Origin of the sequence: Nonomuraea sp. NPDC005650 (genome assembly GCF_040605375.1) — a bacterium.
Lineage (GTDB): Bacteria > Actinomycetota > Actinomycetes > Streptosporangiales > Streptosporangiaceae > Nonomuraea.
This window is the reverse complement of the sequence record NZ_JBEXCR010000039.1, coordinates 113,756-131,628: the sequence shown is the minus strand read 5'-3', so window position 1 is coordinate 131,628 and position 17,873 is coordinate 113,756. Positions and strand designations below refer to the sequence as shown.

At 67.6% G+C, this 17,873-nt stretch carries 16 protein-coding genes and 2 pseudogenes; 10 read left to right on the top strand and 8 right to left on the bottom strand.

Features of this window, described 5'->3' with window-relative positions; translation table 11 throughout:
* The first annotated feature begins 768 nt into the window (after positions 1 to 768).
* On the top strand, positions 769 to 3,315 hold the full coding sequence (locus tag ABZS69_RS48960) for a cation-transporting P-type ATPase (RefSeq protein WP_355386265.1): 2,547 nt from the start codon (positions 769 to 771) through the stop codon (positions 3,313 to 3,315).
* Here ABZS69_RS48960 and ABZS69_RS48955 read toward each other — a convergent pair.
* Both ABZS69_RS48955 and ABZS69_RS48950 read right to left on the bottom strand, forming a co-directional pair.
* Complete coding sequence (locus ABZS69_RS48955) at positions 3,312 to 3,599, bottom strand: SHOCT domain-containing protein (protein WP_355386262.1); 288 nt, start codon at positions 3,597 to 3,599, stop codon at positions 3,312 to 3,314. The genes ABZS69_RS48960 and ABZS69_RS48955 overlap by 4 nt on opposite strands.
* A 522-nt stretch (positions 3,600 to 4,121) precedes the next feature.
* Positions 4,122 to 4,631, bottom strand: a complete 510-nt coding sequence (locus ABZS69_RS48950) for an ArsI/CadI family heavy metal resistance metalloenzyme (RefSeq protein ID WP_355386259.1) — start codon at positions 4,629 to 4,631, stop codon at positions 4,122 to 4,124.
* Between the two features lie 83 nt (positions 4,632 to 4,714).
* Here ABZS69_RS48950 and ABZS69_RS48945 point away from each other — a divergent pair, with 83 nt between their 5' ends.
* The 3 genes and pseudogenes from ABZS69_RS48945 to ABZS69_RS48935 form a co-directional block, all read left to right on the top strand.
* Positions 4,715 to 5,098: a metalloregulator ArsR/SmtB family transcription factor gene (locus tag ABZS69_RS48945; RefSeq protein ID WP_355386256.1), complete on the top strand. Its 384-nt coding sequence runs from the start codon at positions 4,715 to 4,717 to the stop codon at positions 5,096 to 5,098.
* Positions 5,095 to 5,859 carry an aquaporin gene (locus ABZS69_RS48940; protein ID WP_355386253.1) on the top strand — a complete coding sequence of 255 codons (765 nt, stop codon included), beginning with the start codon at positions 5,095 to 5,097 and terminating at the stop codon, positions 5,857 to 5,859. The genes ABZS69_RS48945 and ABZS69_RS48940 overlap by 4 nt, the downstream gene beginning before the upstream one ends.
* Before the next feature lie 12 nt (positions 5,860 to 5,871).
* Positions 5,872 to 6,276: pseudogene (locus tag ABZS69_RS48935) on the top strand (arsenate reductase ArsC); the annotation flags it as partial.
* A gap of 406 nt (positions 6,277 to 6,682) precedes the next feature.
* Here ABZS69_RS48935 and ABZS69_RS48930 read toward each other — a convergent pair.
* A complete protein-coding gene (locus tag ABZS69_RS48930) occupies positions 6,683 to 7,534 on the bottom strand; it encodes a universal stress protein (protein WP_355386250.1) in 852 nt (283 codons plus the stop codon).
* A gap of 405 nt (positions 7,535 to 7,939) precedes the next feature.
* On the opposite strand from ABZS69_RS48930, the gene ABZS69_RS48925 reads away from it, so the two are divergent.
* Positions 7,940 to 8,821 (top strand): universal stress protein, encoded by an 882-nt coding sequence (locus tag ABZS69_RS48925; protein WP_355386247.1) that lies wholly within the window; start codon positions 7,940 to 7,942, stop codon positions 8,819 to 8,821.
* A 316-nt stretch (positions 8,822 to 9,137) separates the two neighbouring features.
* The gene (locus tag ABZS69_RS48920; protein ID WP_355386244.1) at positions 9,138 to 9,392 is read left to right on the top strand and encodes a hypothetical protein; all 255 of its coding nucleotides are present in this window, start codon (positions 9,138 to 9,140) and stop codon (positions 9,390 to 9,392) included.
* A 51-nt stretch (positions 9,393 to 9,443) separates the two neighbouring features.
* Here ABZS69_RS48920 and ABZS69_RS48915 read toward each other — a convergent pair whose 3' ends face one another.
* A complete protein-coding gene (locus ABZS69_RS48915; RefSeq protein ID WP_355386241.1) occupies positions 9,444 to 9,731 on the bottom strand; it encodes an antibiotic biosynthesis monooxygenase family protein in 288 nt (95 codons plus the stop codon).
* A gap of 603 nt (positions 9,732 to 10,334) precedes the next feature.
* Here ABZS69_RS48915 and ABZS69_RS48910 point away from each other — a divergent pair.
* The 3 genes and pseudogenes from ABZS69_RS48910 to ABZS69_RS48900 all read left to right on the top strand — a co-directional run bounded on the left by ABZS69_RS48910 (position 10,335) and on the right by ABZS69_RS48900 (position 13,626).
* On the top strand, positions 10,335 to 10,634 hold the full coding sequence (locus ABZS69_RS48910; RefSeq protein WP_355386239.1) for a hypothetical protein: 300 nt from the start codon (positions 10,335 to 10,337) through the stop codon (positions 10,632 to 10,634).
* Positions 10,635 to 10,693: 59 nt separating this feature from the next.
* Positions 10,694 to 11,589: pseudogene (locus ABZS69_RS48905) on the top strand (IS5 family transposase).
* 1,425 nt (positions 11,590 to 13,014) lie between these two features.
* The gene (locus ABZS69_RS48900; RefSeq protein ID WP_355386236.1) at positions 13,015 to 13,626 is read left to right on the top strand and encodes a hypothetical protein; all 612 of its coding nucleotides are present in this window, start codon (positions 13,015 to 13,017) and stop codon (positions 13,624 to 13,626) included.
* A gap of 102 nt (positions 13,627 to 13,728) precedes the next feature.
* Here ABZS69_RS48900 and ABZS69_RS48895 read toward each other — a convergent pair whose 3' ends face one another.
* The 3 genes from ABZS69_RS48895 to ABZS69_RS48885 form a co-directional block, all read right to left on the bottom strand.
* A complete protein-coding gene (locus ABZS69_RS48895) occupies positions 13,729 to 13,929 on the bottom strand; it encodes a hypothetical protein (protein ID WP_355386233.1) in 201 nt (66 codons plus the stop codon).
* A 310-nt stretch (positions 13,930 to 14,239) separates the two neighbouring features.
* On the bottom strand, positions 14,240 to 15,049 hold the full coding sequence (locus ABZS69_RS48890; RefSeq protein ID WP_355386230.1) for an oxidoreductase: 810 nt from the start codon (positions 15,047 to 15,049) through the stop codon (positions 14,240 to 14,242).
* Between the two features lie 124 nt (positions 15,050 to 15,173).
* Entirely contained in the window at positions 15,174 to 16,361 is a 1,188-nt protein-coding gene (locus ABZS69_RS48885) for a cytochrome P450 (protein WP_355386227.1), read from the bottom strand.
* Positions 16,362 to 16,435: 74 nt separating this feature from the next.
* On the opposite strand from ABZS69_RS48885, the gene ABZS69_RS48880 reads away from it, so the two are divergent.
* Positions 16,436 to 17,044, top strand: coding sequence for a helix-turn-helix domain-containing protein (locus ABZS69_RS48880; RefSeq protein ID WP_355386224.1), 609 nt, complete (start codon positions 16,436 to 16,438; stop codon positions 17,042 to 17,044).
* Positions 17,045 to 17,106: 62 nt separating this feature from the next.
* Here the strand turns inward: ABZS69_RS48880 and ABZS69_RS48875 are convergent, their stop codons facing one another.
* Complete coding sequence (locus ABZS69_RS48875) at positions 17,107 to 17,865, bottom strand: MerR family transcriptional regulator (protein ID WP_355386221.1); 759 nt, start codon at positions 17,863 to 17,865, stop codon at positions 17,107 to 17,109.
* Between the last annotated feature and the right edge of the window lie 8 nt (positions 17,866 to 17,873).

Here is a 17,873-nt window from a genome sequence, read left to right as displayed (position 1 = left end):
GTCCCGGGCTTTCACTCCGGTCTCGCCTATATCCATCGCTCGCCTCCCGAACAGGGTACGGAGCGCTCTCACCTGCCCCTACCCGTGCTGGTCCGGGCATGGGCAGGCGTGCCGCCGGAAGATGTAAAGAATCGTTCGACGAACTCTCTGGGATGCCTCAGGCGTTCACGTACTCGATCCTCGCATCCGGCCCTGGGAATACCAGGGTGTCGTGCTCCGAGTCGAACCAGTGCCGTACCCCCAGTGAAGATCGGGCATCCCGTACGAGGCGTCGACGATCCCCGGCAGGGCAGCCACGTTGATCACCTGCTGGAGGGCCTCGTCCTCAGGCAGCAGCGCGCGAGAGGCGAACACGATTCCGGGCACTCGCATGGCCCCATGCCTGTCGATGCGGAATCGATGGGAGGTTTCCTCGACTCCTGCGGCGTCGCAGGCGGTGAGTAGTCCCTTCGCTTCATGACGGAAGGTGTTGACCCTGCCGGTTTGTGGCGTATGAGCTTCTCGGTGCCGTCTGGCCGTCCCACTTTGCGCCTACGGTTGTCAGCCTGCTGACGTCCGAGCCGCGGGACGTGTACGTGTCCACCGGCGTGTTCGGAACGCCGCCAGGCCGGCGGATGAGCCGGACCGGACGGGTAAACGGCCGGCCAAGCCTGCCGTCCGGCCTTGCCGGTCGGGACCTTCGTCCCTGGGCTCCGGGTTCGCTTCCTGCGAAAACAGGTAGGCGAGACGATGTGGCACCTTGGCCGACCGCGGATCAAGGAGGAAGAGGTGGTGATCCCCACACGCTCCGGACTGTCGTCCGCGGAGGCGGCGGTGCGCCTGCGGCGGGACGGGCCGAACCTGCTCCCGCAGAAGCCGCCCGTCCCGCTGTGGCGGCGGGTCGCAGCCCAGCTTCGTGACCCGCTGATCGTCGTCCTGCTCGTGGCGGCGGTATTGACCATCGCCACAGGCGACTGGACCGACACCGCCGTGATCATGCTCGTGATCGTCGTCAACACCTCCGTCGGCGTCGCGCAGGAGGTGCGCGCCGACCGGGCCATCACGGCGTTGTCACAGCTCACGGCCCCGGTGGCGCGCGTGGTTCGCGACGGCTGCCAGCTGGAGGTTCCGGCGGCCGACGTTGTCGTGGGAGACCTGCTGGTGCTGGCCGAAGGCGACATCATCGTGGCCGACGCCATCGTGGTGGAGTCAGCGGCACTGCTCGTGGACGAGTCGTCCTTGACGGGGGAGTCGGTGCCGGTGGACAAGGCCGGCGACGACCCGGTCTCCTCCGGCACCGTCGTGGTACGCGGGCGTGGCCGGGTGGTGGCCACCGCCGTGGGGCCGGCGAGCGCCAGCGGCCGGATCGCGTCCATGCTGGTCAAGGGGGCAGGTCTGACGCCGTTGCAGCGGCGCCTGGTGGGCGTGGGCCGCCTGCTGGCCGGCGTCGCGGTGGCGCTGTCCGCGCTGGTGCTGGCCCTGGGATTGGCCCGCGGGCAGCCTGTCGAGCTGATGGTGGTGACCGCGATCAGCCTGGTGGTCGCGGCCGTACCCGAATCCCTGCCCGCGGTCGTGACCCTGAGCCTGGCTCTGGGAGCCCGCCGGATGGCCGCGCGCAAGGCGCTCGTCCGCAGGCTGCCCGCCGTGGAAACCCTCGGCTCGGTGACCGTGCTCGCCACCGACAAGACCGGCACCCTCACCGAGGGCCGGATGGTCGCCAGGCGCCTCTGGACCCCTACGGGAGAGGCCACGATCACCGGATCCGGATACGCACCCGACGGCCAGATCGTGTGTGACGACTCCCTCGGCATCGAGACCCTCTCCGACCTGCTGACGGCGGCCGTCCTGTGCAACGACGCCAGATTGTCACCACCCCAAGACCTCCGCGCGGACTGGACGGCGCTGGGCGATCCCACCGAGGCGGCCCTGCTCGCCGCCGCCGCCAAACTCGGTCTGGACCGTCAGCACCTGCAGGAGCGATTCCCGCGGGTGACCGAGCGCCCGTTCGACAGCGAACGCAAGCGCATGAGCACCGTGCATCGCCTGCCCGGCGGGCAGGGCCGCGTGATCTGCAAGGGCGCACCCGACGTGCTCCTCAGCCCGGGCATCCTGGCCGACGATCCGACGCTCCTGGCCCGCGCCGCCGAACGCGCAGAGCAACTGGCCCGAGACGGTTACCGAGTCCTGGCGGTCGCGAGCCGCGATCTGCCCGCCGTTCCGGAAACCGCGCCGGAGAGCGGATTGTCGTTGCTCGGGCTGGTCGCGATCCTGGATCCGCCGCGCCCGGCCGCGGCAGCCGCGATCACCGCCTGCAAGCGGGCCGGCATCAGGCCGCTCCTCATCACCGGTGACCACCCGGGGACGGCCCGGGCCGTCGCCACCGATCTCGGCATCATCAACGCCGGTGATCCCGTCGTGGATCTCCGCGATCCCGGGACGGCAGACCACGCAAGGGTCAGCGTGTACGCCCGCGCCACGCCCAGGCAGAAGCTCGACATCATCGAGGACCTGCGCGCCCACGGCGAGACGCTGGCGATGACCGGTGACGGCGTCAACGACAGCCCCGCGCTACGACGCGCCGACATCGGCGTCGCCATGGGCGAACGCGGCACCGAAGTAGCCCGCCAGGCAGCAGACCTCGTACTCGCCGATGACAACCTGGACACCGTCGTCGCGGCCGTCGAGGAGGGCCGCCGCGTCTACGCCAACATCCGCCGCTTCCTGGTCTACGGCCTGTCCGGCGGAGCAGCCGAGATCGCGGTGATGTTGCTGGGACCGTTCGCCGGCCTCGCGCTCCCCCTGCTCCCCGCCCAGATCCTGTGGATCAACCTGCTCACGCACGGACTGCCCGGCGTGGCCCTCGGTGGCGAGCCCGCCATACCGGGAGCCATGGCCGACCCGCCGCGGCCACCCAGCCAGAGCATCCTGGGCGCGGGGCTGTGGCAGCGCCTGATCCGCATCGCCGTCGTCCTCACCGCCGTCACTCTCGGCGTCGCCGTCTGGGCCCACCAGACCGGCCGCCCCTGGCAGAGCATGGCCTTCTTCGCCCTCGGCGCCACCCAACTCGGCGTCGCGCTGGGCTCCCGCACCCGGCCAGGCACGCTGGCCAATCCGATGCTGCTGCTCGCCGTCGCCGGTGCGCTCGTCCTGCAACTCGCCGGACTGTACCTGCCGCCGCTCCAAGAGCTGCTCGGCACCCAACCGCCGGCCCTGGGCGACCTGCTGATCGTCAGCGCACTGTCGGTCCTCGGCTACGTCGCCGTCCGCCTCGACCGGATCCTGCACCCATCCCGCCCTCAACGGTCCACCCACCCCACTGGCAAAGCCGGGGCCTAGGATGATCCGCCGAGATGGGTGAGCCTGTCCTGGTATTCCTCCGTGGAGATCTCGCCACGTGCGTACCGCTCGGCCAGCACATCCCGCGCCCGATCGACACCGGAACGCTCGACGGGCGAGCTCTGACGTCGGTCCATAGCCGCCCGGACGACCAGCCAGACAACCAATGCAACGAGAGCGAGCCAGAACAGCATCATGAAACCGCTCCACAGCCATCCCCATCCAGCGCCCCACATGTGACCCCAGCCGTCCCAGGGATCGATGGCGGAAAGCGTCATACCCATAACGTCCTCCTCGCACGGTGCCGTTCATCCTTCACAGTGGCAGCGCGCGGCGTCGCTCAGGTAGCGGCCAACGTCCCAGGTCAGGAGGGCTTTCGGCCTTTCTTTCAACCCACGTGAAAGCTCCTGGAAGAACGATCACGTCCAGGCCGAGCATCACCAATGTGATGGCATCACGGCCCAGCAGCCACTTCGACCGGAGTACAGCGGGTGCCACCGGAATACGGCTGAAACGGGCCGCGGGCTTGATCGCCGGCCGTAGGATCTGGGGAGTTGGCGCAGCAAGCTCATCGGCCACAACGACCCCGAGTACCACGAGAAGATCCGGCCCGCACCCCGTCCGGCGCGAGAACACCAGCCTGCTCACTCAGATGATCGCCGACCTCGAAGCCCGGCTCACCGAACCGGCTACGCCCTGTCCGGGGCAGCCTTCGCTTCGGTGGACCGAACGGACCACCCGGTCAGCGCCGCGCCGATCGGCGACGGCGGTCCCACCGCACAGTGCGGTGGGACCGGTCAAGCCGGTCAGCAGCAGCCGGCCCGCGCCTCGGTGGCGGGGACCTCCTGTTCGCCGGGCTGCCCGCCATCCTGCTGCGTGTCCTCGCCGCACACGCACGGCGCGGCCGTCGCGCCCTCGGCCGATGTGGTGGCCGACTTGCCGAGCGTGTCGGCGTCGGCCTTGACCACATACACCTCCCAGGGCTCGTTGCCGGGGCCGTGGACCCAGACTTTGTCCTGCAGGGCATAGCAGCAGGAGGTGCCGTTCTCCTCGAAGGTGGCCAGCCCGGCGTCCTTGAGCCGCTGGGTGGCGGCGTTGACCTGGGCGGTGTCGGTGACCTCGACGCCGAGGTGGTCCATGCGGGTGTCCTGGCCGGCCTCGCCCTCGATGAGTACCAGCTTGAGCGGAGGCTCGGCGATGGCGAAGTTGGCATAGCCGGGGCGGCGCTTGGCGGGTTCGGTGCCGAACAGCTTGGAATAGAAGGCGATCGAGCTCTCCAGGTCGGCGACGCGCAGGGCGAGTTGGACACGTGACATGACGATCTCCGATCGTTGTTTCGATGGATGTCTAAGCAGTCTCGAGTTTGCGTGCCTGCTTAGGAGTCTGTCAAATTAGAGATATGTCGAAGCAGGAGCTGCCGGTGCTCGCCTCCGGATGCTGCGCGCCGCTGGTCGCCGAGCCGGTCGGCCAGGACGAGGCGGCCGAACTGGCCCGGGTGTTCAAGGCCCTCGGTGACCCGATCCGGGTGCGGCTGCTGTCGCTGATCGGCGCGCACGAGGGCGGCCGCGTCGCCGGCGACGGGGTCTGCGTCTGCGAGCTGACCGGTGCGTTCGAGGTCACCGCACCGACGATCTCCCATCACCTCAAAGTGCTGCGCGAGGCCGGTCTCATCGACAGTCAGCGGCGCGGCACCTGGGTCTACTACTGGATCATCCCGGCCACGCTCAAGCGCCTGACGGGCGTGCTCGCCCTGCCCGAGGCTCTGACCGCGGACGCCCCGTGAGCCCGCTAGAAGCGCATCTGGCACGCCGGGCGCTGGCCGAGTTCACCGGCACCGCCGCCCTGGTCACGGTGGTGGTCGGCTCCGGCATCATGGCGGCCGGTCTGTCGCGCGACGTCGGCGTTCAGCTGCTGGCCAACAGCCTGGCCACCGCGGCGGGCCTGGCCGTGCTCATCGTGGTCCTCGCGCCGGTGTCCGGCGCGCACTTTAACCCCGTCGTCACGCTGGCGGCCTGGATCCTGGCCCGCCGCGAGGCTGACCCTGCCGTGCGCGGTCGCGATCTGGCCGCCTACCTGCCCGCCCAGATCGCCGGGGCCCTGGCCGGAGCGGTGCTGGCGAACACGATGTTCGCGCTGCCGCCCGTCCAGGTCTCGGCCCACGACCGCTCAGCACCGCATCTGCTGCTAGGCGAGGTGATGGCAACCGCCGGGCTCATCGTGGTCATCTTCGCCCTGACCCGGCAAGGCCGGGCGGCGCTGGCGCCGGTCGCGGTCGGTGGCTACATCGGCGCGGCCTACTGGTTCACCTCGTCGACGTCCTTCGCCAACCCGGCCGTCACCCTGGGCCGGGCCGTCACCGACACCTTCGCCGGGATCGCGCCCGCCTCGGCTCCCGGCTTCATCGCCGCCCAGCTGGCCGGGGCCGCGCTCGGCGGCCTGCTGCTGGCCGTCCTGTTCCCGAACGCCGCACAGAACGCCTCACAACCTGGCACGGCGCCCGCGCCCGATGCTGTCCGCCAGCCGGCCGCCGCCGACCTGCCCTGAAGAGGAGAACCGATGCCCGACCAGCCCGACCAGCCGCAGGTGTTGTTCGTCTGCGTTCACAACGCCGGCCGCTCCCAGATGGCCGCCGCCTTCCTCACCCACCTGGCAGGCGATCGCGTCCTGGTCCGCTCGGCCGGACCGGCACCCGCCGAGGAGGTGAACCCGGCCGTGGTGAAAGCGATGGCCGAGGCCGGCATCGACATCTCCGCCGAAATCCCCAAAGTGCTCACCACCGGCGCCGTCCAGGCCAGCGACGTGGTCATCACCATGGGCTGCGGCGACGCCTGCCCGATCTTCCCCGGCAAACGCTACGAGGACCGGCAACTCGATGACCCCGCCGGTCAGGGCCTCGACGCCGTGCGCCCCATCCGCGACCAGATCGAGGCCCGCATCCGCGCCCTGATCGCTGACCTCCTACACCCTGCTGCAGGCCCTGATCGCCTCCACCGAGGCCGCCGGCGTCTGGACCATTCAGTCCGGCATCTTCCCCGAGAACACCGCCAGCCTCGCTCTGCACGCCCGCGCCGGGTTCCGGGTGATCGGCACCCGGCAGCGCGTCGGACGCCATCACGGCCTCTGGCGCGACGTCGTGCTCATCGAGCGGCGCAGTCCGGTCATCGCCTGAAGGAACAGGCGCTTCACCGGCCGCCAGCCAGGCAACTTGCCTTTCATGGCTTACATGCCTGCAAGCATCTGACCAGCCAGATCGCTCAACAACCCTAGATAACGATTGCTGTGCGGGGAGCCTGAGACAGGCGACACCATGACATGGACCGTGCAGTCAGACGGGACATACGAAAGAAGCGCATACCCTCTTGACCGATCACCGCTGATCGCCGCCGCTGCCCCGGACCACGACCAGCGGACATGGCGAATGGTGCAGGAGCGCGTGACTCACCGACCCGAGAACCATCCCGGTGAGCGTTCCGTGCCCGCGTGACCCGACCACGAGCAGGTCGGCTCCTGTCGCCGCTTGGCGCAGAACTTCGACGGGATGCCCGTGCACGTTCTCCTCGATCATCTCGACGTCCGGGTGTTGTCCCTGGCGACCGGCGAGCGTTTCCTTGAGCACGAGCAACTCTTTCTGCTCGCTCTCGGCGTCCGCCGGTGCGAAGCCGCCCAGTCGCGGCCAGGCCCATGCGTGTACGACACGCAACCGTGCCTTTCGCAGCTCCGCCTCGGCGAATGCGAAGTCCAGCACTGCATGGGAGCTGGGCGAGCCGTCGACGCCTACCACGATCTCGCCGCGCGGGAGCGACGGCAACGCACGTACCACGACAACGTCACACGCGGCATGGCCGGCGACGCCGTAGGCCACCGAGCCGACCAGCATGCCACGTACACCTCCGAGCCCATGACTGCCGACCACCAGGAGCTCGGCGTCCTGCGATGCCTCTATCAAGGCGAGACGCGGATCCCCTGGCAGTACGAGGGTCTTCACCTCGGCCGTCGGCTGCTCATGGACCGCTCGCGACTTGCCCCCGGCGAGCACGGTCTCGCAGCCCTCGCGCATCCACGTGGCCACCGCGGCAAGGCGACCGTCTCCGGTCTCGCAGATCCATCGGGGCATGGCGTGGGCCACGATGAGCGGCACATCGCGAAGCGTCGCCTCTCTTGCCGCCCAGCTGACGGCCTCCAAGCCTGCCTGCGATCCATCGACCCCAACTATGATCATGGCACACCTCCTGAGTTCCGCTGGAATGCTTTGCCAGTCGAGCAGCAGCCCCGATCGGCACTCTGGCGCTGGATCTCCTCGAGGGGATGATGCGTCTCTGCCCCTTTCAGTTTGGGAAGCATCCAGGCCGCAGACATGAGACAAAGGTCCTGATGCCTCGCCCTTCGGTCCCTATTCGGCGACCCATATCAAGTTTCATGAAAGAAATGGCGCCGGATGAGGACCTGTGAAGGTGCCAGACGGTCAGGGAGCTCTCGACCTCACCGTAGCCTTCGGCGCAGTAACCGTGAGCATTCCGTCGCACAACGTGGCGGGGGCTTTCGGCCCTGACCGGACTGACTTCTGGCTCTGCAATCACAAACCGGCAGCGGGTCCGATGGAGGTGTGAGCGAAGGAGAAGAACCGGTGATCATCGTAGGAGTGGACGGCTCAGCTACCTCGCGAGCCGCTGTGAAGTGGGCAGCCGGGGACGCCTTCCGGATGCGCCTGCCGCTCCGGATCGTGCATGCCGTGGACCCCTCCACATGCCAGATCGGCGAGCCCGCTAACCCAGACCTGGCCGACGCGTTGCTCCGCAGAGGGCAAAGGATCCTGCGCGAAGCGGAAGCCCTCGTCCAGGAGCGCAGCCCCGCGGTTGAGGTCACGACGCAGGAGGCTGAGGGTGCGGCTGCCCCGGCCCTACGCGAGCTGGCGAAGGACGCGATCGAGATCGTGGTCGGCCGGTGTGGGCTGGGTGGGTTCAACGGCCTGCTGCCAGGCTCGGTCAGCGTTGACCTGGCCGGTCAGGCCTGCTGCCCTGTGGTCGTGGTGAGCGGCGAACTGAGACCGGTGTACGAGGAGGTCGTTGTCGGGGTGAACAGCTCGCTGGTGTGCGAGCCTGCGCTGGCCTACGCCTTCGAGCAGGCGAGGTTGCGCGGCGCCACACTGAGGGTTGTGCATGCCCTCGAACCGGACGCCGCCTATGACATGGACGAGGTCCACCGGATGGTCCACGATCGGATGGAAGCGCTCCGAAAGGAGTACACGCAGGTGACGGTGATCGAGGATGTTCGATCCGCGCAGCCCGTGGACGCATTGGTCGACGCCTCCGAATGGGCGGACCTACTGGTGGTTGGTTCGCATGGACTCGGCACTGTCGGATCGCGGCTGTTCAATTCGGTCAGCCGCAGCGTCTTGTTCCACGCCCGCTGCTCGGTAGCAGCGGTTCACTCATGGCAACCACCGAGAAACAGCGGATCTTGGACCTCACGTCACGGGGCGTGCTCATTCTCCCTGGTCGGCCCATAGCCGGGCGGACAGCATCACCCGGTTGCGGCGCCGAATCAATGGGGAGAGGTCACCGCCACTCGGCCATCGCGATCTGCGTGACCGGTGCCAGCAGAAGGCAAGGGGCGAATCGGTTTCCCCGGTTGCCGAGCACGAGTAGGGTCGCGCCCTTCGTCGCGTCGATGGGTTGGTGTTCTGTGTGGCGAGGAGGGCTTGTGCCGTTGCCGCGGCTTGGGCCCTCTCGTCGTGTTTCCGCAGCATCCCGAATTCGCAGCCGTAAGGAACCTGGGAAAGAGGGACGACCACTGCCGCCAGAACACCCCTGCTCGGCCTGGCTGTGGACGGCAAGGCCCTGCGCGGCAGCAGCACCGGCAACGGCGTCACTCACCTGCTGGCCACCGTCCGGCACGACACCCAGACCGTGCTCGCCCAGCGGCAGGTCGAGGCCACGAGCAACGAGATCCCCGCCTTCACGCCCCTGCTGTCCGGCCTGGACCTGTCCGCGATGGTCATCACCACCGCCACCGACCACTACCGCAGCCACCCCGCCGACGGTCTTCAACTCCTTGGTCTCAGCAGTGAGAACACATGAGGGCCATCGGTCGTGATGTCTCCGGCTAGCTTGTTGGCGCCCGCACTCGGTTCAGGTCAGCGAGCGCACGCCCGCGACGTCGTACTCGGCCACCGAGGCGGCGAGAACCGCAGCGCGTTGCGTGTCGCCGGGGCCGCTGCCGCGGAACGCCTCGACGGCCGTCTGCGACTCCCAGCGCTCGAAGATGTTGATACGGCGGACATCCACCAGGTCCGCACTGATGGCGAAGTCAAGGCAGCCGGGTGCGCGGCGGGCCAGCTCAATGACGCCCACGCAGTCCGTGAGATAGCGCTCGCGCTGCTGCGGGTCGACGACGATATGGCCCGCGACGATTACCATGTGCTGCTCCTCTGCCGAGTCCGAACTGATCGTTGCGGGTTATGACCGTCGACCGAGCAGAAACTCATCGGTACGCGCACGACGAACACGACGATCCTCCGCCGCGCCGGACAGTCCCGCTGAGATGAGAGCGCATTCTCGCTTGGCCGCATGCCCAGGTGGACCATGGGCTGCTACCCCGCACATCGCGACCACCATCTTCAACCCCCGGATCTCGCCACATGAGAACGCTTCAGCCCTGGACATCCAATGGAGTCGGAGCTACTGGCTGTGATCTGTGGCGTGCAAGCAGGTCAGAGTGAGATAGGCGACGTGATCTCTCTCGACTTGTGGCTGCCACGGGGCCGATGACGGCGAGTCCTGGAGATGCCCACTTCGTCCCCTACTGAATCAATGCGCGGTTCGAACCACAAGGCGTGGTTTGCCATCAGGAACGATGTAGCCCGATCGCATGCTGACTTGACGTAGTCAAATAACTACTTAAAGTAATCCTTCTGGAACTGCAAAGCGATGGAGGATGTGATGGCATCACGGGCAAGTGGATCGATCGCGCTACTCGTAGGCTGACTGATCCTGGGCGTCGCCGGACCGGCATCGGCTCAGATGTCGGGTTGGCGAGACAGCTACGCCGACGGCAGCGTAACGGTTCCCGCCGACCGGTCGTCGATCAGGGTGTGCGACGGCAAGGACGATAGCCGCGCCTACAAGGCGGTCTGGCACAACGACAATCCCGTCGACGCCAGGAAGGCGTTCGAGGTGTGGGCGCCTCAGGGTGGCTGCGCTGCGGATGACTCCTTCTGGGGGTCGGCCAAGGTCTTCAAGCTCTGCTACGGGCACCTCGGCGCCAACAAACTGGTCGCCTGGGATGGCTGCAAGGCGTCAATATGGCCAGGCGGCCACTAGGGCGTGTCCCGTGGATCTTTAGTGGCGGGTTGGTGTAGATCAGTCCAGTGGAAGATCGCCTGAATCGTCATGATCTGACTGATGTCGAGTGGGAACGGCTGGCCCCTTTGCTGCCGGCTAACCCGAGGCAGGGCGGCCGGTGGGCGGATCACCGGACGGTGATCAACGGGGTCTTCTTCCGGGTACGGACCAACATCGCCTGGCGTGACCTGCCGTTCTCCTATGGGAACTGGAAGACCGTTTATAACCGGCATCGCCGCTGGTCAATGGACGGCACCTGGGAGAAGATCCTGGACGGGCTGCGGGCCGGATGTGACGAGGTCGAGGGCGAGGACTGGACGGTGAGCGTGGACTCCACCGTGGTGCGTGCCCATCAGCATGCCGCCGGAGCCCGCCACCGGCCGCCGGCCGATTTCCCGTCAAAGGGGACGGCGTAGATCACAAACCAGTGAAGGGGCGGGAAGCGCTGGGCCGTTCGCGTGGCGGGTTGAGCACGAAGGTGCACCTGGCCGCCGACCGGCGTTGCCGTCCGATCGCCCGGATCATCAGCCCCGGCCAGCACGGCGACAGCCCGTACTTCCGGCGTGTGCTGGAGGGTGTACGCATCCCACGCCGCGGGCTGGGCCGTCCCCGTAAGCGCCCTGGGCGTGTGCTGGCCGACAAGGCCTATTCCTCCCGCGCCAACCGTGCCTACCTGCGCCGACGCGGCATCAAAGCGGTCATCCCGATCAAGAAGGACCAGCAGGCCAACCGCCTCAAGCAAGGCAGTAAGGGTGGGTGACCGCCCGGGTTCGACACCGAGCGGTACAAGGAGCGCAACACCGCCGAGCGGTGCATCAACAAGATGAAGGGCTACCGTGCAGTTGCCCTTCGCACCGACAAGCGTGAGCGCATCTACCAGGGCACCGTCGACGTCGTCTCGATCAGGATCTGGCTCCGCGACCCGGTCCAATGATCCACGGGACACTCCCTAGTGGAGGTGCTAGCTCTAGCAGGGGCCGCTAGCGCTAGCGGCCTGTTCCCCTACGTCGATCCGGGCGGTGAGTGCGGCGGCCTGGCGGCCAGGATGCGCCATGCGCCGGCTGAGCACGGGCGTCGCCGGCCATCCCCACCCCGTAAGGGCGGCGGGTGAGGGCACTCTCTATCCGAAAAGCGCAATCTTTGCACGCGGCCTGGATAGCCACAGGCCATGTTCCCCTATGTAATTGAAAAGCACAGGCTGGACCGACTGCGGTAACTCCATGCACGAACCATGAGGCGAGAAAGATATGAATCTTTTCAAAAAGACAATGATCGGCATGTCAGTGCTTGGCGCGACCCTCTGCCTCACATCCGTACTAGGGGTCCCAACTGCTCAGGCTGAAGTATGGAATTGCGACGCGGCGCCCGATCCGGAAGCCAACATGGGATATGCTCAGTGCTTTGAGGGATTCGGTAGCTATCACGTACGGGTCCAATGCAACTCAGCACACTGGCCATACACGAGAAACATCGATGGTCCCGTGGTGTACAAAAGCACTAATCAGAGGCCGGGGCCAACTTCTGCGGTCTGGGGGCAGCCAAATGGCTGCCATGTCGTTGATGCGTGGGTCGTCGCCCTCTAACCTCAATCTTCCGTGCGAGAGTTGGAAGGCCCACAACCTGCCAGTTGGCCAACTGGCGAGACTCGGCGGGCGAATGATCGACTCCGGGCCGCCGATGGGGGATCACCAGCAGGTCCGCTCGGGGGTGTGATGGCCTGGTGAGGCGTCCAATGAAAACGCCCCGAAGCGATCACGCTTCGGGGCATTTTACTGCAACGGTCCTACCCGAACAGGTCGCTGACCTGCGGCCTTCACTGTCGCCGTGCGTGTAGATCTCCACCGTGACCGAGATGCGGCTATGGCTGAGGATCTCCATCGCATCGCGTGGCGCGACTCCGAGCTTCTTGAGTAGCGATGCGGCGGTGTGCCGTCTTCGCGCGTGCCGACCTCGACCGGTCCGACGGACGGGACGGCCGGGATCGGGATGGCCTGTGGATCACGGCGGGGGAAGGTCGGCGCGAGGTGTCCGGCCTTGAGGACGGCGACGCGGTAGGAGCACGCCTACCGCGCCGTACTGATCGAACGCTCCGACTGGATTGCCATACCGCCGCGCAGGTGCAGCCCTTACGATCGCCACGGCGTGACCCGCCGCCATACGTGTTCGGACGAGCCAGGGTTCGTTCCTCACGCTGGCTCACCGGCAACCTGGCTGATCGCCGTGCGGGGAAGCGTCCGAGGTGGCGGAGAGGTCGGCGCCGGGATGGTAGCTGTGGCCTTCTGGTGGTAGACGGCGCACCGATCGGCGAAGATCATCGAGCGTGGCCCATGGCGGAGTTGTCAGCTGAGAGGAAACGTCCGTGATCGACTCAACCTACAGCGAGTGGTTTCGCCTGCGAACTCGGCTGGTGGTCGACTTGACGTGGTGTTCCGCCACCAAGATTGACGACGTCCTGGCGGCGTACGGCATCTCACCCGAGAGCACTCAGCCGGCACGCTTCAACGCTGACGACGTCAGCATGCTCATCGGGCGTCTCGGCAACGGCACCGTCATCATGGACTACCGCGTCGATTCTGTCACCGATGGAGCTCTTCCCATTCTGGCGCAGTACGGCCCCTGCCTGAGCGCTGTATGGATCGATGACGCCCCAGCGTTGGTCTCTTATCGCACGGAAAGTGGCCTGGTGGTCAAATTCGACATGATGGATTGGGGCTGGGATCCAATTCCTGATCTCGCCAGTGTCGAGCGATGGATCGCCGCCGGCCCAGCGGGTCGGGAGACCTGGGAGAACCGTTACGATCTCGCCACGCTCATCACCGCCGAAGCGCTATGTCGGGCTGTGGTCGATGACGAATGGGTGCGATCGGTACACACTGGAGTCACCTCACCAGATCCACTGGGGCAGGAGATGCCGTCAGCCCCACGCTCTCTCAGCTCGATCATCGCCAAATATGGGGACCGCACACCGTAGGACAGAGGTCCGGCAGAACACACCCGCAACCGATCATGATGCGGGGCGTTTCCTGGCCGAGTGGCGTATCGCGTTGGTGGCCGGCTCGCTGACAATGAGCTCTCAAAGCACCTGCCATAGCATCGCCCAGTGCTTCAACTCTTTGGGCTCACAGGCCGAAACGTCTTTCTCACAGTCGGCATCGCCGGCCTTTTCGTCGGAGGGTTCCTCGCCCTCAACGGAGAACAGGGCAAAGGTGCCTCCCTCCTCCAGATAGCAATGATCGCCATGCTCGGAGCGATCGCCTGCGCCATCACCGAGCATCGCGACAAGGGGAACTGATGCTTCCGGCGCGGGCCTCGGCTCCGGGATGATCGCCGGGGATCGGCAGTTCCAAGGGGGACGAGGGAAAGGACCAAGGGCTGGCCTTACTGCAACGCGTACTGCAACAGCCGCACACAACCGCTCACGAGCACGCTCGCCGGCCACCGCTGCGAGCTACCGGATCGGGGTCGAGGACCGGTTGACGACCTTGTAGGGCGCGGCGTTGTCGCACGCGGGGTGCCGGGTGGCGCATCGCGCACCGCAGGCTATCCCCCCGCCCCCGTACGACGAGGGAGGGGTGACGGATCCGCTACTTGAGCGTGCGGGTGGCGAGCTTGTCGAACTCGCGGTCCGGCAGTGCCCGGTTGAGTTCCAGGAGCTTGTCCGCCATCCAGCCGACCGCGTAGCGGGTTTCCGGCTGATCGGACTCGATCGCCTCCCGGATGACCTGTGCGACGACGTCGGAGTCGGAGCCGTTGTCGAGGCCCGTCTCGCTGCGCTGGGCCATGGCCTCTGCCATGGCGCGATAGGCGCCGTTGCCGGAGATCTCCCGCAGTTGGGCGGCGGTGTGGTCCTCGAACTCGGTCCTGATGATGCCGGGCTGGATGATCACAACGTTGATCCCGAACGGCTCGACCTCCATGCGCAGCGTGTCCGAGAAGGCCTCGAGTGCGTGTTTGGCGGCGTAGTACCAGGAGCCGAGCGGCAGTGCGATCTCGCCGCCGATCGAGGAGACGTTGACGATCGTGCCGGACCGCTGCGCGCGCAGGTGCGGCAGGACGAGCTGGACGAGCCTGGCCGGCGCGAAGAGGTTGACCTCGAACTGGTCGCGCGCCTGGTCCAGCGGCACGTCCTCGACGGCGCCGTGCAGGACCGTGCCGGCGTTGTTGACCAGGACGTCGATCCGCCCCTGCTGCGTGAGGACGGTGTCGACCGCCCGGTCGAGGTCCTCATGAGAGCGCGCGTCCATCTGGAGCGCGTGGCCGCCGGCGGCGCGGATGGCCCCCATCTTGTGCACGCGACGGGCGGCGCCGTAGACCACGTGACCCGCCCGCAGCAGGTCGAGCGCGGTCGTCATACCGATCCCGGACGAGGCTCCGGTGACCAGACATACCTTCATCGTTCACACCCTTCTGGCGCTGTGTGTTCAGTACCGGACACGAGCCGGGTCGAGGTTGCGTTATCCACGGGTGCGAGCTGCGCCCTGGTCCGCCCGCCGTCCACAGTCGCACCCGTGGGTGCCACTACCAGGTGACCGGCAGGGCGGCCACGCCGTAGATGGAGGCTCGCGGTCGCAGCGGCACCTGCTCGGCCGGTACGGCCAGCCGCAGCGTGGGGAAGCGGCGCAGCAGCGCCGGGTAGGCCAGCCGCATCTCCATCCGGGCCAGTTGCTGGCCCAGGCACTGGTGGATGCCGTGACTGAAGCCCAGCTGCTGCCCGGCCTGGCGGGTGACGTCGAAGCGGTCGGGGGCGGGGAAGCGGGTCGCGTCCCGGTTGACGACCGGGAGGCAGATTGTCACGGTCTCTCCGGCTTTGATCGTCTGCCCGGCGAGCGGCACGTCGGCCCTGGCGACCCGGATCGGGCCGACGTGCGTGACGCTGAGGTAGCGCATAAGCTCCTCGACCGCGGTCTCCGCGACACCGGGATCGGTGCGTACGAGGTCCGCCTGCTCGGGGCGGCACAGCAGCAGGAACGTGCCCAGGCTCAGCATGTTCGCGGTGGTCTCGTGCCCGGCGGTCAGCAGCAGCGTGGCCACCCCGGTGAGCTCCTCGTGGTTCAGCTCGCCACCGGTGGCCAGCTCGCTGAGCAGATCCTGGCCGGGTTCGGCCCGCTTGCGTCCGACCAGCTCGGAGAGGTAGCCCATCAGCTCGGCGGCCGCGGCGCCCCGCTGTTCGATGGAGTTGTCGAGGTTCACCGCCTGCGCGGTGGTGTCCTGGAAGCGTGAACGCTCGTCGTACGGCACGCCGAGCAGCTCGCAGATCACCAGCGACGGGATCGGCAGCGCGAACGCGTGGACGAGGTCCGCGGGAGCTCCCGAGCGGGCCATCTCGTCGAGCTGACCGTCGATGATCTCCTGGATCCTGGGCTCCAGCCTCCGCATCTTCCGCATGCTGAAGTGCCCGGTCAGCAGCCTGCGGTAGCGGGAGTGCTCGGGGTCGTCCATCGCGATGAAGAAGCCTGGCGGGATCACCAGATCCGTCAGCCCCTCGGGCGGCGCCAGCTCCTTGATCGGCGGCGCGGCGCCCTGCTGGGTGTTGCTGAAGCGCGGGTCGTCGAGCACCGCGCGTGCCTCGGTGTAGCCGGTGACCAGCCAGCCGGGCCGCCCGTCGGCGTAGGTCATCGGGTGCAGCGATCCGTGGAGCTCTTTCAGCACGGTCGGCGGCTGGAACGGGTCCTCCCGCTCGAGCGGCAGCGCTTTGAGGGTTTCCATGCCTCCCAGAAAAGCGCACAGACTGCGAAATTGCAACCTATGCATAAACGCAGGGCTTGCGATAGGGTGACGCCGTGGAAGGCCATCGCGAACGCAAGAAGGTCCGCACCCGCCGCGCGCTGCTGGAGGCCGCGGTGCGGCTGTTCGGCGAGCGGGGCTACGAGCAGACCACCATCGCCGAGATCGCCGCGGCGGCCGACGTGGCGCCCAGGACCTTCTTCGCGTACTTCGCCAGCAAGGAGGATGTGCTCTTTCTGCAGGCCGGGGATCGCTGGCAGGTCATGCGCGAGGTGATCGCCGGGCGGAAACCGGGAGAGCCCCTGGGAGATCTGCTGAGCCGGATGTTCGAGGCCCTGGTGCGCGGCCTGGCCGAGGACGACGAGTTGGACTTCTCGCTGTCGCCGCTGCGGGCGCGGCTGGTGTTCACCGAGCCCGCGCTGCGGGCACGCGGGCTGACGCTCATGCTCGAGGGGCAGCCCCTGCTGGCCGAGGCCCTGTGCGAGGTCTACCCCGAGCTGGATCCCGTGGCGGCGGGCGCGGCGGTCGGCAGCTTCCTGGGCGCACTCGCCGTGGCGGGGCTGGTCGCCCAGCAGCAGGGCGGCTCCAACGAGGACGTCCTGGCCGCCGGCCGGCGGGGGATCGAGATCGCGGTCAACGGGCTGTCGAGCCTCGACGGTCCCTGACGCGCGGCCGGGCTCCTGCGCGGCCCCAGCGAGTGGGTGTCAGCGCCATCCAGCCGTACGAGCTACATCCGGGTCCGCGCGTACGCCTGCAGTGCGTCGCGGACGAACATCGCCCCCGCGGCGTCGTCGTACATGGCGGAGAAACGGGGGTCGTCGACGTACATGTCCCCCAGGCATTTCACCATCTCGATCGAGCGCTCCCGGTCGCCGTCGGCCGTTGGAGTGCCCGGGATCCGGCTCAGCCACTGGACGTGCCGGGCGGCCAGTGACTGGGCGTGTTCGGAGGTCGGAGAAACCCCGGCCTTCACCGCGGCGACCCATGCGGCGACGAGGTCCTCGGCGGCCTGCTTCCAGACCCGCTGCTGGTCAAGGGTCTTGCCGTGCCACCAGTCGTTGCTCACCTGGAACGCGCGCTCGCCCCAGCGTGAGATCACCTCGTCCTTGTAGCGGTCGTTGAACCCCGCCAACATGACGTCCATCCGCGGTTCCGCCCCCGCCTGCAGGGCTTCGAGCGTGTGACGCACAGACCGGATCTGCCGTTCGATGCGGTCCCGCTCCTCTTCCAGCGCGGCGATGTGGGCGCGGAGCCCGTCGCACGTGTTCACCTCGTCGGCCAGGACCTCGGCGATGGCCGGCAAGCTCATGCCGAGCCGGCGCATGAGCAGGATCCGCTGGAGCCGGGCGACCGCGGTGGCGTTGTAGTAGCGGTACCCGTTCGCGCCGACGCGGGACGGGGCCAAGAGCCCGAAGCGGTCGTAGTGACGCAGGGTGCGGCTGGTGATGCCGGCCCTCGCCGCGAGTTCCTGGATCGTCCACTCCATCGTTCCAG